This is a genomic window from Sphingomonas sp. BK036 (assembly GCF_004216825.1).
GTDB lineage: Bacteria > Pseudomonadota > Alphaproteobacteria > Sphingomonadales > Sphingomonadaceae > Sphingomonas.
Window position 1 is genome coordinate 1,071,813 of record NZ_SGXR01000003.1, and the last position, 14,726, is coordinate 1,086,538.

General features: G+C 65.7%; 11 protein-coding genes. 6 read left to right on the forward strand and 5 right to left on the reverse strand.

All coding sequences use genetic code 11. From position 1 onward, the window contains the following. A complete protein-coding gene (locus EV283_RS04985; RefSeq protein WP_130323138.1) occupies positions 1-1,035 on the forward strand; it encodes a cupin-like domain-containing protein in 1,035 nt (344 codons plus the stop codon). 9 nt (positions 1,036-1,044) lie between these two features. Next, positions 1,045-2,538, forward strand: a complete 1,494-nt coding sequence (locus EV283_RS04990) for a tryptophan halogenase family protein (RefSeq protein ID WP_130323140.1) — start codon at positions 1,045-1,047, stop codon at positions 2,536-2,538. A 146-nt stretch (positions 2,539-2,684) separates the two neighbouring features. Here EV283_RS04990 and EV283_RS04995 read toward each other — a convergent pair whose 3' ends face one another. The 3 genes from EV283_RS04995 to EV283_RS05005 all read right to left on the reverse strand — a co-directional run bounded on the left by EV283_RS04995 (position 2,685) and on the right by EV283_RS05005 (position 5,648). Further along, the gene (locus EV283_RS04995) at positions 2,685-3,542 is read right to left on the reverse strand and encodes a serine hydrolase (protein ID WP_130323142.1); all 858 of its coding nucleotides are present in this window, start codon (positions 3,540-3,542) and stop codon (positions 2,685-2,687) included. A 305-nt stretch (positions 3,543-3,847) separates the two neighbouring features. After that, positions 3,848-4,198 carry a hypothetical protein gene (locus EV283_RS05000; protein WP_130323144.1) on the reverse strand — a complete coding sequence of 117 codons (351 nt, stop codon included), beginning with the start codon at positions 4,196-4,198 and terminating at the stop codon, positions 3,848-3,850. A 217-nt stretch (positions 4,199-4,415) separates the two neighbouring features. Next, on the reverse strand, positions 4,416-5,648 hold the full coding sequence (locus tag EV283_RS05005) for a hypothetical protein (RefSeq protein ID WP_130323146.1): 1,233 nt from the start codon (positions 5,646-5,648) through the stop codon (positions 4,416-4,418). Positions 5,649-5,840: 192 nt separating this feature from the next. Here EV283_RS05005 and EV283_RS05010 point away from each other — a divergent pair, with 192 nt between their 5' ends. Further along, positions 5,841-6,110 carry a hypothetical protein gene (locus EV283_RS05010; RefSeq protein ID WP_056412501.1) on the forward strand — a complete coding sequence of 90 codons (270 nt, stop codon included), beginning with the start codon at positions 5,841-5,843 and terminating at the stop codon, positions 6,108-6,110. Between the two features lie 118 nt (positions 6,111-6,228). Here EV283_RS05010 and EV283_RS05015 read toward each other — a convergent pair whose 3' ends face one another. Both EV283_RS05015 and EV283_RS05020 read right to left on the reverse strand, forming a co-directional pair. Further along, entirely contained in the window at positions 6,229-6,438 is a 210-nt protein-coding gene (locus tag EV283_RS05015; RefSeq protein WP_130323148.1) for a hypothetical protein, read from the reverse strand. 137 nt (positions 6,439-6,575) lie between these two features. Next, positions 6,576-9,659 carry a TonB-dependent receptor plug domain-containing protein gene (locus tag EV283_RS05020; RefSeq protein ID WP_130323150.1) on the reverse strand — a complete coding sequence of 1,028 codons (3,084 nt, stop codon included), beginning with the start codon at positions 9,657-9,659 and terminating at the stop codon, positions 6,576-6,578. A gap of 199 nt (positions 9,660-9,858) precedes the next feature. Between EV283_RS05020 and EV283_RS05025 the strand changes: the two genes are divergently transcribed. The 3 genes from EV283_RS05025 to EV283_RS05035 all read left to right on the forward strand — a co-directional run bounded on the left by EV283_RS05025 (position 9,859) and on the right by EV283_RS05035 (position 14,722). Beyond that, positions 9,859-10,872 carry a N(4)-(beta-N-acetylglucosaminyl)-L-asparaginase gene (locus EV283_RS05025; RefSeq protein WP_130323152.1) on the forward strand — a complete coding sequence of 338 codons (1,014 nt, stop codon included), beginning with the start codon at positions 9,859-9,861 and terminating at the stop codon, positions 10,870-10,872. A gap of 152 nt (positions 10,873-11,024) precedes the next feature. After that, positions 11,025-13,544, forward strand: coding sequence for a TonB-dependent receptor (locus tag EV283_RS05030; RefSeq protein WP_130323154.1), 2,520 nt, complete (start codon positions 11,025-11,027; stop codon positions 13,542-13,544). After that, a complete protein-coding gene (locus EV283_RS05035) occupies positions 13,541-14,722 on the forward strand; it encodes a YdcF family protein (protein ID WP_242615784.1) in 1,182 nt (393 codons plus the stop codon). Before EV283_RS05030 ends, EV283_RS05035 begins: the two co-directional genes overlap by 4 nt. Positions 14,723-14,726: the final 4 nt, after the last annotated feature.

A 14,726-nucleotide genomic window follows, 5' to 3' on the forward strand; every position in this document is an offset into this window, starting at 1 on the left:
ATGGAAGCCGGTATCACGCGCCGCACGCGTGTGATCGAAGGCACGGACGCGGCCAGCGTGCCCGTCGCCGATCTGGTCGCCGACGGCCGCCCGGTGATCCTGCGCGGGATTGCGCGCGACCTGCCGCTGGTGGCGGTCGGGCTGGACGGTGCCGCGCCGGCGATGACGTGGCTCAAGCAGTTCGACGGGGGGCGTCCGGTCACCGCGTATCTGGGCGATCCGGTGATCGGCGGCCGCTTCGGCTATGCCGACGATTGCGCTGGGCTGAACTTCAGGCGGGAGAGCGGGTCGCTGTCCGGCTATCTCGATCAGATCCTCACCACCCTCGACGATGCGGATGCCCCCACCATCTATATCGGCTCGACCGACATCGACCTGTATCTGCCCGGCCTTCGTGCGCAGGCGGCATTGCCGTTCGGCGATCCGCAGCTCGCCGAGCACCCACCGCTGGTCAGCATCTGGATCGGCAATCGTACGATCGCCTCGACGCATTACGACATGTCGAACAACCTGGCGTGCTGCCTCGTCGGCCGGCGGCGCTTCACGCTGTTCCCGCCGGAGCAGGTCGCCAACCTCTATCCCGGACCGCTCGAGCCGACGCCCGGCGGACAGGTGGTCAGCATGGTCGACCTCGGCGCGCCCGATTTCGACCGCTACCCGCGCTTCGCCGAGGCGCTGGCGCATGCCGAAATCGCCGAAATCGAGCCCGGCGACGTGCTGCTCTACCCGGCCTTGTGGTGGCACAATGTCGAGGCGCTGGACGCGTTCAACGTGATGATCAACTATTGGTGGAACGCGGTGCCGCGGTTCATGGATACGCCGATGAACACGCTGCTCCACGGCCTGTTGTCGCTGCGCGACCGACCCGATCACGAGAAGCAGGCGTGGCGCGCGATGTTCGACCATTATGTGTTCGGTCCCGCGGACCAGGCGGGGGCGCACCTGCCCGAGCTTGCACGAGGCGAGCTTGCGCCGCTCGATGCGATGTCGGCGCGGCGGTTGCGCGCCAAAATCCTCCAGCGCATCAATCGATAGGAGCCGATCATGACCGAGCAGCGCGTCAAGAAAGTGGTCATCGCCGGCGGTGGCACCGCAGGCTGGCTCGCCGCCGCCGCTCTGTCACGGCAATTGGGGCAGTTGCTCGACATCACGCTGGTCGAATCCGAGGAGATCGGCACGATCGGCGTCGGCGAAGCGACGATCCCGACGATGCGCTCCTTCCACGCGATCCTGGGCCTCGACGAGCGCGAATTCATGCGCGCGACGCAAGCCACGTTCAAGCTCGGCATTTCGTTCGAGAATTGGGCGCGCGACGGCGATCGCTACATCCATTCGTTCGGCGACCTCGGCAAATCGACCTGGATGGGCGACTTTCACCATTTCTGGCTTGCCGCCAAAGCCGCGGGCGATCCGAGCGAGATCGGCGACTATTGCCTCGAGCTTCAGGCGGCCAAGGCGGAGCGGTTCGCGCTCCCCAGCGAAGGCGAGATCCACTACGCCTATCACCTCGATGCCGGTCTTTATGCCCGCTTCCTGCGCGCGCGCAGCGAGGCGAACGGGCTGAAACGGATCGAGGGACGCATCGCCAGCGTCGATCGCGACGGCGAGACCGGGTTCATCCGAGCGCTCGTCCTTGACTCGGGCGAGCGGGTCGAAGGCGACCTGTTCATCGACTGCACCGGCTTCCGCGGGCTGCTGATCGAGGGCACCTATGCCGCCGGGTATGAGGACTGGTCGCACTGGCTGCCCACCAACAGCGCGCTGGCGGTGCAAAGCGCGGCGACCGGCCCCGCGCATCCCTACACGCGCGCGATCGCGCACGACGCAGGCTGGCGCTGGCGGATTCCGTTGCAGCACCGCGTGGGCAATGGCCTGGTCTATGCCAGCGAGCATCTGTCCGACGACGAAGCGCATGCGCGGCTGCTGGGCGCGATCGACGGCGCGCCGCTGACCGAACCGCGGCTGATCCGCTTCCGCACCGGTCGCCGGCGGCAGGTGTGGATGGGGAACTGCGTCGCGCTCAGCCTGGCCAGCGGGTTCGTCGAGCCGCTCGAATCGACCAGCATCCACCTCGTCATGACCGGCGTGACGCGGCTGATGCAGGCGTTTCCGTTCGGCGGCATCGCACCCGCGGCGGTGACACGGTTCAACGAACAGGCGCAGGCCGAGCTGGAGCGCGTGCGCGACTTCATCATCCTCCATTATCACCTGAACGAACGGCCCGAGCCATTCTGGGCGGCGCGGCGGGACATGCCGATCCCCGACACGCTGGTCGAGCGCATCGCGCTGTTCGCCGAGGCCGCGCAGGCCTATCAGGGCGGCGAGGACCTGTTCCGCGTCGCCAGCTGGGTGCAGGTGATGCTCGGCCAGCGGCTGATGCCACGCGATCACCACCGCCTGGGCACCATCATGGGTGGGCCGCAACTCACCGGCGTGCTCGCCAAGATGCGCAGCGACATCACCGATGTCGTCGCAGCCATGCCGACGCACCAGCAGTTTCTCGATCGCCACCTTCTGAGACCGCCGCGCGCCGCGTAGGATCCGATCGGTCGGCCCGAACGCCGCGAGCGGGCTCGGACCGATCGCGGCGTTCGACTTCGCTACGCGGCCGCCCCGAGAGTCCGGAGCCGCGCACGGTCCACCAGCGCCCCGGATTGCCGGCGTGATGCTCTGCTAAACCCTGATCAGCGCATCTGCATGAAGATTGCGAGCGCGTTGCGAACACCGTCCGCAAAGCGGTTGTAGATCACGCGCGCGACCTCGGCGATGACGGGCTGCCGATCGCGTCCACCGCGCGCGAACACCGCGATCGCCACGCGGCGGCCGTCGGGCATGGTGATGAACCCCACGTCATTCGTGATACCGTCCAGCGTGCCCGTCTTGTCCTCGACCCGGGTGCCTGCGGGAAGCAGCGCGCGGATCCGGCGGGTTCCCGTCGCGCATCGGCCCATCAGTCCGAGCAGGAAGGCGCGGCTCTGCGGGGCCAATACGGTACCGTTGTCGAGCTTGTTCAACAGCGTGACCATGGCAATCGGCGTGGCAACATCCTTGATGTCGGCAAGGTGGCCGCGCTCCCGAAGCAACTGGGCGATGCTCCGGTCCATCCGGATGCCCGGTATATTCTGCGACGACAGCCACCGCTGGATCGCGACAGGGCCGCCAAGCGCGGCAAGCAACTGGTCGGTCGCCTGGTTGTCGCTGCGGATGATCATCAGCTCCATGACTTTCGCCGCGGGGCGGCCCGCAATCATGTCGCCCAGGCTGCGTCGGCCCTGATCGACCTCGGCGAGATAGGCGGCGGCAATGGCGATCTTGACCGTGCTCGCCATCGGGAACGGGGTGTCGCCGTTGATGGAGACCGTCGAGCCGTCGCGCAGGTCGAGCGCGGCGATGCCATAGTCACCAGAGCGCGCCGCGATCAGCTTGCTCAGCTCACGCTCGAGCCCGATCAGCTCGGGCGAGCTGGCGGCCGCGGGTGCCGGGACGAGGAGGCTTGCGGCGATACTGGACAAAAGCAGACGGGTAAGCAGGGGCACGCGCATCGATCGTCCTCGGGTGTGTCCTTCAGGGACACGCTCATCATAGTGCGCAAGCCTGAACACTTCGTGTCACATGCCGATAAAGTCCGGACGGCCGTGGGTCGTCAGGACGGTGTAGGTACCGCGCGGCAAGTTCGCGAGCAAGACGCCCGAGCCAGCCATGCAGCACGTTCCGGTCCTTGACCGCCGGGCGCTTGGAAACACCCGATCGCATTGGCTTGCTCGCCTCCAGTACATCCGCGTCCTGGGCAGCGGCGGATCGGGTTGGAGGTTGCATAGCGACGTCGTGGAAAGCGTTCCCTTGCGGTCTACCTTGCGGGCTGAACCAACCCAGGTACTCGGGTATCGGTATAGGAAAGTATTGCCGCAGACTTGCGCTGAATATAGCGCTTATGGTCTTCGGACAGCGTCCCGCCGTCCTGCGCTTGTAGTTTCAACGCCTCTTCCCGCAACGCAAGTGCCTGGTTACGCTTTTGCCTGCGCATCGTCGGCGTCTCGAGCGAGCTTCGACCCGGCAGGCTGTCAGCGACGCGTGTTCCGGCTTCTGGCGAAGCCATCAACGACGGACTTAGCGTTGGCGAGCCTCGGTAAGGTGAGGACTGTGCATAGGACGGCGATGTTGCACACATCGCAATCAGCGCGGTGAGAATGATCTTCACATCCGTTCTCCAATACAGGCCGGCGAGACATACACCTTCGCGTACACTAGCTACACACTACTACTGCCGGCGGCCAGCGCGGTTCCCTGCCCAATTCGGCGAAGACCTGCTCACCAGCAGCAGCCGCAGATGCAGCGACGTGACACAGTGGCCAAACTGCCGGCCTCGCCCCCCAAGGGGCAGCAGAAGGCCGGCGCAACCAAGTCCAGCGTGAGGCTCAGAGCCCGATTTCCTTCGCGAATTCGGCGAGATTGCCGCCGGTGCTCGGCGCCTTCTCATTCCTGGCGGCGATGGCGTCGTTCAAAGAGGCTGCAGCGATGGTCGTCGCCTGCGAGCGGGCGACCTGCTGGAAGACCAGCGCCTTGAGGAACGACAGGAACGGCGCCTGCCAGATACCGCTATGCCCGTCGATCACCGCCTTTGCCGCAGCGACGACCCAGAACGGATCGGGCTGCTCGATTTGCGGGGGCGTGAGCACGAACGGGGCGTTGCCGTCCGGTCCGGCGATCTTGTGCGTGCGGAATTCGTCGATGAAACCGATCGCGTGAGTCACGCAGCGTTCCTCAAGCCCGCCGATCGTTGCCTCCTCCAGCCGGTTCGCGAAGTTGCCGATCGGAAAGAACGTCCCGACCGGCTGGTCGCTGGTCGCCTGAATACAGACGAAGACCGGCAATTGCACGTTCGTGCGCCCCTTGAACGCCGTGCTGGAGACCAGGTCGTAAATCGGCAGGTAGCGCGCGCCCTCAATGGCCGGATTTGCAAGCACGACCAGATCGGCGAAAGCAGGGATGACCGTCTCGACGGGTGCCGACGCGGATTCGATCAGCGACTGGGCGAGCGCCGAATAGACGATCATGCCGCCGAAACTATGCCCGGCGATGACCAGCAGCGGCGCACCGCCATTCTTGAGGCGCGAGTTGCGATAATGGCGCAGGCGACCGAATAATTCGCGCACCGAGCCAACCGCGACCCGGTGCCCGGCGGCCTGGCGTCCCCAGAAGGTCGTATCGGCGACGATGTCGCTGGGGCCATAGGCCGTCAGGCCGCGCCAGCCGACGAAGATCCCCATCACCGGGCGCGGCGCACCGCCGGCGGCGGCTGCCGATGATCGTTCATAGGCAGCGGTCTGCGCCAGCACCACGCGGAATGACGACAGGTTCGGGTCATCGCTGCGCGCGTCATGCTTCCAGCCATGGACGAACAGCAGCAGGATAACGTCCTCGCGCCCGGTCCGCATGGTTTCGACTCGGTCCGACACCGTGTCGAGCTGAGCGCGATCATAGCAGCGCCCCTGGTCGTCGAACTCGACGACCGCGAGCGCGAACGTGTCCGCCTTCATGAAACCGAGCGCATCCTGATGCGCCGCATTGGGCATCACGCCAAACGGGGGCGGCGTCACGACCGGCCGCAATCCCGTCAAGCCATCATTGGGCTGTGTGCTCCGACTCATCGCTGTCCTCCCACTATCGGGAAATGATAGCGCAGGCCACGCCGCGTGCACGCTGGAGTCGCAACCGAAACGAACGAAGTGCACCGGCCCAAGACCTGGCGCGCCGCTCACCAGCCATACCCCATCCGTCGGATAGGCGTTGAATTCGAACCGTGCTCGTGTATCCGTACGCCACCAAGAAAAGGGTTGATCATGAAGAAAATTTTCGCCGTCGCCGTCGCCACCGGTCTGCTCTCGCTCGCAGCCTGCAACACCAGCCCGCGCGAGCAGGCTGCTGACAAGATCGAGTCGAACACCGAAGCCGTCGCCGACAACCTCGAAGACGCTGCCGACGCCACGGGCAACGAAGCCGCCGAAGCAACGCTCGAGAACAAGGCCGACGCCGTGCGCGCGACCGGTCAGAACCAGGCTGACGACATGCGCACCAACGACGCGGATACCAATCTGTCGAACGGCATCTAAGACCCTGGGGTCTTAGACGTTCAGTCAGGCGGCTTCCAAGCGGCCTGTGTAATTGGGGCATCCGGGGCGACTCGGATGCCCTTTTTGCGTCCCGCACGCGCAGAGCGCGGCCGGTGTCTCAGCCGGACGGCGCCCGCGCGAGCACGGCCTGGGCCAGGCGGAGGCGGGACTTCCAGATTTTCACCGACGGGTGCCCGGACGCCAGGCCGGCAAGACGCCCTTCGATCTGCGCCACCTCGCGCTTGGCCGCGTCCACTTCGACGGGTGTCGGCGGCGGCTGGATATTGGCACGCGCATGTGCGCCGGTACGTCCCTTGCTCTTGGTCATAGCCCGCTGATGGCCTTCGATGCTCCTTCGGGTCAATGTGGCACGGCATCAAAAAGCGAATCCGTGCCGCGCGCGACCCGCCGACACGAAAAAGGGCCCGCCGTCGCCGACGAGCCCTCCATGTCTTGTCGTGCGCGTCAGAACCGGACGGTGGCGCCGATTGCGATGTTGCGGCCGAGCGAGTCGTAGCGCGAGGGGATCGTGTTGGTGCGCGCGAGCGCCACATTGTACGAGTCCGGCACGATCGGCGGGCTCTTGTCGAGCAGGTTGTTCGCGATCAGCCGCAGCGAGAACGCCTTGTCGATCGCGAAGTTGAGCGCGAGGTCGAAATAGCTCTGCGGTGCGATGTGGTAATAGCTCGTGCGTTCCCGCTCGGGCGTACCGCCGATCGCCGGATCGCCCGAATTGTCGGCATTGGTGAGCGAACCGACATAGCGCCAGTTGAACGACGCGCTGAACACCTTGTCCATCGTCGTATAGGTCGTGCGCAGGCCGTGCGACCATTTCGGGATCAGCTGGCCGCAGCCATTGCCGTAATAGCCCACGCAGTTGCGCTCGGGCTGGACCGGCGAATCCTGACCGCCGGCAAAGGTCGTCAGCGAGCCGTTGAAGCTCCAGTCGATCTTGCCTGCCGTCGCCAGGTCGAGCGCATATTGCGCCTGGAAATCCCAACCCTGCGCGATCGAGGTGTAATAGTTGGTCGTACCCTGGCGGATATAGCCCGTGGTCGGGTTACCCGATGCCGGCGAGTAGAGCGTCCCGGTGCCGGGGTTGCGGACGATGCCCTGGCAGAAGAACGCATCGCCGTTCGAACGCTGGCAGCCGTCGGTATAGTAGCTGTAATCGTTATAGCCGAGCGAGTCGTTGATCTTGATCCGGTAGCGATCGACCGAGAAGACCAGCCCGCGGATGAAATGCGGCTTCACGATCAGGCCGTAGGTCTGGGTATAGGCGGTCTCGGGCTCGGCGGTGAAGCCGCCCGACCGCACCGTGCAACCCGTCGCGCCGGTCGAGGCATCACCCGGACAGATCAGCGTGGGGCTGCCGTACAGCGCATCGGACAGGCCGGTCGCGCGGCACACGTCGCGCGAGGCGACCGGCGTGCCATAGGTGATGCCGCCGTTCGCGTCGGTGGTGACGGTCGGGGCGCAGAAATCGTTGATCGTGCCTGAACCGCCGCGGGCGAACTCGACGTTGGTCGCCTGCCGGATCTCGGTCACCGTCGGCGCGCGCTGCGCCTTGTTGAACGACGCACGGAACGTCAGGTCGCTGACCGGTGCGTAGAGCCCCTCGATCTTCCAGGTGTTGAAGGTGCTCGGATTGCTGCTGTACTTCGACACGCGGTAGCCGCCGTTCGCCTGCAGCAGGTCGACGAAGCGCTTATGCTCGACGAGCGGTGCCTGGACCTCGACATTGGCTTCCCAGACGTCCTGCTTGAGATAGGTGTCGGTGCCGCCGAGCCCTGCGCGATAGGCCGCGTCGGCGGTCGATTTCAGCGTGTCCTTGCGATATTCGGTGCCCAGCGCGATCGCGACGCCCTGCTCGGCGAACGGCGACGTGATGCCGTATTTACCGAGATCGCCGGTGACGTTGGCCTGCACGTCGTACAGCGTGCCGACGGTCTTCGACGTGCCGCGGTCGAAGAGATAGTCGATCAGCGCCGGATTGGTGTTGCCCGCGCTGAACGCATCGAACGGCACGCACGCGGCATCGGTGGTGGTGGCGCAGGTCGGCGCGGCGCGCGTGCCGCCGACGGTGATCGCATTCTGCAGGTTGGCCTGGTTGACGAAGGTCGGCGTGTAGTCCTGGCTGTTGCGCGCATAGACGCCGCCGATATCGTAGGTCCATGCGTCGCCGGCCTTGCCGCGCAGACCACCCGTCAGGCGCAGGCCTTTGTTCAGATACTGATCGGCCTGATCGTTGTTCTCGCCCAGGCGGTAGCGGACGTCGATCGGCGCGGTCGCGGCGGTGCCGGCGGCCGCGCCGCAGATCGTGCCGGCCTGCGATGCCGAAAGGAACGGATTGTTGCAGTTGACGTCCACCTGACCGCCGGCAATCCCGGGATAGCGGTTGGACGACTTGTCGCGGAACCAGATGCCCGAGGCGTAAAGCTCCGCGTCCGGCGCGATGTCGAGGCTGACGAAGCCGCCCGCGTTGATCCGCTCCGACGGCCGCTGATAGGCATAGTTGCTGAAATAGTTCGACGCATTGCCCGCGCCGGGACCGTACGCCACGAAGGTGCGCGTGCCGTTGGGGTTGTTGACATACTGCCCCTTGGCGACACCTTCGCCGTCCAGCGGCGAAATCAGCCCGCTGGTCGAGCTGTTCGGCGTCAGCCCGCACGAGAGCGGCGCGTTGAGGCTCGTCTGCGTGAGATAGCAGCCCGAGTTCGACCGGTCCGACAGCAGCACTTCATCGGTGTGCTTGTAGTTGACGAAGCCGTTGATGCGCAGCGCGCCGTCGAACAGCTTCTTGCCCGCGGTGAGCGTGATATCGGCGCGGCCGCCGTCGTTTGACAGCCCCCGCGCGCTGTTGAACCCGTTCGCGCGCGCCAGCGACGACACGACCGTGTCCTTGTTGTTGTGGTTGTAGAAATTATAGTTGCCGTCGATCTGAAGGCCTTCGAAATCCTTCTTGAGGACGAAGTTGACGACGCCCGCGACCGCGTCCGATCCGTAGACCGACGAGGCGCCGCCGGTCAGCACGTCGACCCGCTCGAGCAGCGAGGGCGGGATGATGCCGACATCCTGGCCGTTCTGCGTGCCGATGCGCTTGCCGTCGATCAGCACCAGCGTCCGCTCGAACCCGAGGCTGCGCAGCTTGATGCGCTGGCGGCCGTCGGAATCGGCATAGGTCTGCTGGCTGTCGGGCGCGACCTGCGGGAGGCGGTTGAGCACGTCCTCGACATTGACCGCCGCCTGCGCGCGAATGTCCTGCGAAGTCACCGACGTGATCGGCGCGGCCGACGTCATGTTCGGGCGCTGGATGCGCGATCCGGTCACGACGACCGTGTCGTCCGACGCGGGCGCACGATCGGGTCCGGCAACCGCGGTTGCGGCATCCGCCTCGACCTTGGCCTGTGCCGGTGTCTGTGCCGGATCCGGTGCCTGCGTCGGAGCCTGTGCGGGATCAGCCGCGCCATCCTGCGCCATCGCGGGGACCGCACAAAACAGCAGCGATCCCGCAAGAGCGATACGCGACACAGTCTGGTCGAAGATCATATGATTATCCCTTACCCGGCTGCGCCCTGACGCCTTGACCGGTTCGGACGGCAGGTTTCGTGGATTTGTCATATTAGTCAATACCCGAACAATACCTATCTAATACATTCGCGATGAGGTGTTACGGGATCGCGTTATAACTGGTGCCCTGGCGATCGCTGCGATAGCGTCGGTGGACATTCGGACGGGGGATCAAACTGTGACGACGAGACGGTCGATGCTGGCGGCGCTGAGCGGCCTTGGCGCACTGCCCTTTACCGCGGGCCTCGCGCGCGCCGCGCAGCGTTCCACCCCGGCGGCCGCCGGCGCGATCCTCCTGTCCACCTGGGATTTCGGCGCCGCCGCGAACGCCGCCGCCTTTGCCAGGATGCGCGCAGGCGGATCGCTGATCGACGCGGTAGAGGCAGGCGGCATGGTGCCGGAGGCTGACCCGAACAACCATAGCGTCGGCTATTCGGGCTATCCCGACCGCGACGGGCACGTCACGCTCGATGCGGTCATCATGGACGATGCCGGCGGCGTCGGCGCGGTCGCGGCGCTGGAGAATACGACGCACGCGATCTCGGTCGCGCGGCGTGTGATGGAGCGGACGCCGCACACGATGCTGGTCGGCGAAGGCGCGACGACGTTCGCGCGCGAGCAGGGGTTTCCGCAGGAAAAGCTGCTCACGCCCGAAGCGGAAAAGGCGTGGCGCGACTGGCTCAAGACTTCGAAGTACCAGCCCGAAGCCAATAGCGAGAACCGTATCACCCGTACGCCCGGCGGCGCGCTGGATCACGACACGATCGGCTTGCTCGCGCGTACGCTCGACGGCCGCATGGCGGGGGCGTGCACGACGTCCGGCATGGCGTTCAAAATGCGCGGCCGCGTCGGCGATTCGCCGCAGGTCGGCTCGGGCCTGTACGTCGAGGCCGGCGTCGGCGGGGCGACATCGACCGGGCTTGGCGAGGAAGTGACGCGCGTCGCCGGATCGGCACGCGTCGTCGCCTCGATGCGCGCCGGCGCCACCCCGCAAAAGGCGTGCGAAGACGTCGTCCGCCACATCGCCAAATTGCGCGGCGACGCGATCCGGGGCGTTCAGGTCGGATTCCTCGCGCTCGACCCGCACGGCAATGTCGGCGCCTACTGCCTGCTGCCCGGTTTTACCTATGCGGTGACCGATGCGAGCGGAACGACATCGATACGCAAGGCGCGCTCGCTTTTTCAGGCGTAACAGGAGCGTGCGAGGCCGGTCTCGGCCGCATCTTCAGAAGTTACGCCCTAGCGAAATTGGTATTTTTTTGGTCCGATAATTGAAGCTGTAACATTTGGACACCAACGGGACCGTGATGGCCGCTTCGGCGGCGTAGCGCTCTTGGGGGGCCCATGCTCAAATCCGTTCTCGCGACCGGCACCGCGTTTCTCGCGATGTCCGCAGCCTTCGCCATGCCGGCTCGAGCGCAGGCGACCGATGCGGCTTCGGCGACGGCGGCCGATCCCGCTCCGGCAAGCGGGCAGTCCGCGGCTCCAGAGGAGAGCAAGGGGGACGTCATCGTCACCGGCTCGACTCGCGCGCAACGCCGCTTCGATGCGTCCTATGCGATCAACGTCGTCTCGCAGGCCGACATAGAGAAGATCGCCCCGGTCAACTTCGCCGACCTGATCGGCCAGCTGCCCGGCTTCCAGACCGAGATCACCGGCGGCGAAGTGCAGAACATCTACCGTATCCGCGGCCTGCCGAACGATGGTGGCTTCGTCAGTTTCCAGCAGGACGGCCTGCCGCTGTTCCACGAGAATGACGGCGTGTTCTTCCGCGGCGACGCGATCCTGAAGCCCGATCTGATGACCGAGCGGGTCGAGGTCGTCCGCGGCGGCCCCGCCCCTGTCTATGCCAGCTATTCGGGCGCGATCGTCAATGCGATCGAGGTGACGGGGCGCGACGAGGTGCGCGGCAAGGCGCAGGTGACGATCGGCGACACCGGTCTCTACCGCGCCGACATCGTCCAGTCCGGGCCTCTCGGCGGCAAGACCTATTACGCGGTCGGTGGCTTTGTGCGCTATCACGACGGCTACCGCGACAACGGCTTTCCCAACGACAAGGGCGGCCAGTTCCGCGCCAATATCAAGCACGATCTCGACAACGGCTCGCTCCGTCTCAGCGTCAACTATGTCAACGATCACAACGTGTTCTATTTGCCGATCCCGACCGCCGACCCGCGCAATCCGGCGGTCTCGCTCGATCGCTACATCGACTATTTCTCCGGCACGATGAACTCGCCAGCGCTGCGCAACGTCAACCTGCGCTACCGCGATGGCGCGGGCGTGGTCCAGAACCAGGCGAGCGACCTTGCCGATGGTCGCCACATGCGGATGATCAACATCGGCACGCAGTACGACGCGGAGTTCCACGGCTGGCTGGTGTCGGCAAAGGCCGGCTTCACGATGGGCAAGCTGGATTTCAACGCCTTCTACTCGACCACCAACCCGGTCGATGCGAACAGCTTCGCCAGTGGCTACCGGGCGCGGGCAACGACCGCGTTCGGACCCGTCGCGTCGCTCGGCTATGTGCTCGCGGGCACCGACACGGTCTACGATCCCTATGCCGCCTCCGGCCTCGTCCTGCAGGGCCAGTACCGCGACATCCACTCGAAATTCTATTCGAACCAGGTCAACCTGTCGGTCGCCAAGAAGTTCGAAACCGGCTTCGGCAGCCACGATCTCAAGCTCGGTGTATATGGCAGCCTTTACGGCGAGGACAGCCGGACGATCTACCAGAATTACCTGATCGAGGTGGCGGGCAAGCCACGGACGCTCGACCTGATCGCGTATAACGCCGCCGGAACGCGCATCGGGTCCGTCACCGATAAGGGCGTGCTCAACTATGCCGCGACGCTGACGCGCGGCAATTCCGATGCGAAGATGATCGCGCTGTTCGCCAACGACACCTGGGAAATACTTCCCGGGCTGCGGTTCGACGCGGGCATCCGCCACGAGCGCTACAGCTACACCGGCTATGCCGCGCTGACCGGGCAGGCCGATCTCGGCAACGGCGCGACGCTGGCCGACGACACCACGCGCGCGTTTACGGGCAATATCATCAACCAGACGGGCAAGCCGCACGTCACGAACTGGACGGCGGGTGCCAATTACGACTTCAACCGGCACATCGGCGTTTATGGTCGCGCCTCGCATCTCGAGACACCGCCGAGCGTGCAGACGGTGATGAGCATCAACCCGACGATCCTGACCACGATCGCCGATCAATATGAGGCCGGGCTGAAGCTGGCCGCGGGCCGGTCCTATCTGTACGTCACCGGTTTCTATACCAATTTCGATCCGCTCAACGCCTCGTTCCTGGCGTTCGACCCGTCGACCGGGCGCAACGACGTCAACATCCCCTTCATCGGCGAAGCGCAGGTCAAGGGTGTCGAATTCGACGGATCGCTCGCGCTGACCTCATGGTTCTCGCTCAACGGCGCGCTGACGATCAGCGATCCCAAGTACAAGAACTTCCGGAGCTCGACCGGCGCCGATCCCGTCCAGGCGGAGGGCAAGCAGATCGTTCGGCAGCCCAAGATCTACGGCAACATCCGCCCGAGCTTCGACTTCGATCTCGGCGACAACGCGGTGTCGGTCTATGGCCGCTACACCTATATGGGGAAGCGCTTCGTCGACCTGTACAACAATACCGCGCTGCCGGCCTACGGCACGACCGGCGCCGGCGTGACGGTGCGCCATGGCACGTGGCAGGTGCAGGTAGTCGGTGACAATCTGTTCAACGCGCATGGCCTGACCGAGGGCAACACGCGGACCGATCAGTTGAGTGGTCAGGGCAGCTCCGAAGCGATCTACGGCCGTCCGATCTTCGGCCGGAATGTCCGTCTCGTCGTCGGTAAATCCTGGTGAGGTTCGGGTTTTCGCTTGCAGCCGCGATCCTCGGCTTTGCGGGCGCGCCGGCCAGTGCAGCGCCGGTCGTCGCTCACGCACAAGCGGGCCCGGTCAGCGACCGGGTCATCGGCGCCTTGTCGCACCGGCTGTTCCCGCTGCTCGACGCGATCGGCACGGATCCGGGCGGGGTCGCGCAGCTGAAGGCGAAACCGGACGTCGCGGCGATGCTGGCAACGCGGGCCGAGCGGCGGGCCGCGTGCGCCGACGATTTGGGCTGCATCGTGCAGGCGCTGGTCTGGACCCAGTCCGAGACCTCGGTCCTCGCCACGGCAGTACCGGAAGGCACGTCTTCCGCCGACGACGGCAGCGCGGCACAGGCCAGGCGCGAGATCGAGGGGATCAACACCGTGCTGCGCACCTATGGCCTTGGCCAGGTGCCGCGATACCCCCAGATCGATGGGGCAGGCCCGATCGACCCGATGGAGATGCGTGCGCGATTGCAGGCCGCCGACTGGCTGTCGCGCACACCGCGCGCGCGATCGATACAGGCGCTCGATACCAGCATGGACTTCGCACTGGCACTGCTCGACGTCAGCGACCGCACCGACGCGATCGGGTTCGATCCGCTGATGGCTGGACTGAATACCGCGCCCGTGAAGCGCGCGCGGTCACTCGACTGGACGCGGTGGCGCTATAGCGCGATGATCGTCACCGGCGTCGGGCCGGAGACACCCAACGCCGCACTCAGCCCGCTTGGAAAATACCATATCCGCCTCGCCGCGGAGCGCTATGCGCGCGGCGACATCGCGGTCATCATCGTCACCGGCGGACGCGCGCATCCCCGCGCGACCCGCTTTACCGAAGCGGAGCAGATGCGGGCGGCGTTGATCGACCGCTACGGCGTGCCGGCGGACGCGATCGTCGTCGAACCCTATGCCCGGCACACCACGACCAATTTGCGCAACGCCACGCGCCTGCTCGTCGCGCTGGGCGCACCGCTCGACAAGGACGCGGTGATCGTCTGCAATCCGGGCCAGAGCGAGACGATCGCCAGCGCCGCGTTCGCGCAACGCAATGTGGCCGAACTGGGCTATGCTCCCGGGCAAGTCGGCCAGCGGGTGTCGCCGACCGAACTCGCGTTTCGCGCGTCGCCACTATCGCTGCGCGTCGACCCGCGCGATCCCCTCGATCCCTGATCCG

Coding starts and splice junctions, on each gene's coding strand:
- EV283_RS04985 (WP_130323138.1), top strand. CDS start 1: ATGGAAGCCGGTATCACGCGCCGCACGCGTGTGATCGAAGGCACGGAC.
- EV283_RS04990 (WP_130323140.1), top strand. CDS start 1,045: ATGACCGAGCAGCGCGTCAAGAAAGTGGTCATCGCCGGCGGTGGCACC.
- EV283_RS04995 (WP_130323142.1), bottom strand. CDS start 3,542: ATGCGCGTGCCCCTGCTTACCCGTCTGCTTTTGTCCAGTATCGCCGCA.
- EV283_RS05005 (WP_130323146.1), bottom strand. CDS start 5,648: ATGAGTCGGAGCACACAGCCCAATGATGGCTTGACGGGATTGCGGCCG.
- EV283_RS05010 (WP_056412501.1), top strand. CDS start 5,841: ATGAAGAAAATTTTCGCCGTCGCCGTCGCCACCGGTCTGCTCTCGCTC.
- EV283_RS05015 (WP_130323148.1), bottom strand. CDS start 6,438: ATGACCAAGAGCAAGGGACGTACCGGCGCACATGCGCGTGCCAATATC.
- EV283_RS05020 (WP_130323150.1), bottom strand. CDS start 9,659: ATGATCTTCGACCAGACTGTGTCGCGTATCGCTCTTGCGGGATCGCTG.
- EV283_RS05030 (WP_130323154.1), top strand. CDS start 11,025: ATGCTCAAATCCGTTCTCGCGACCGGCACCGCGTTTCTCGCGATGTCC.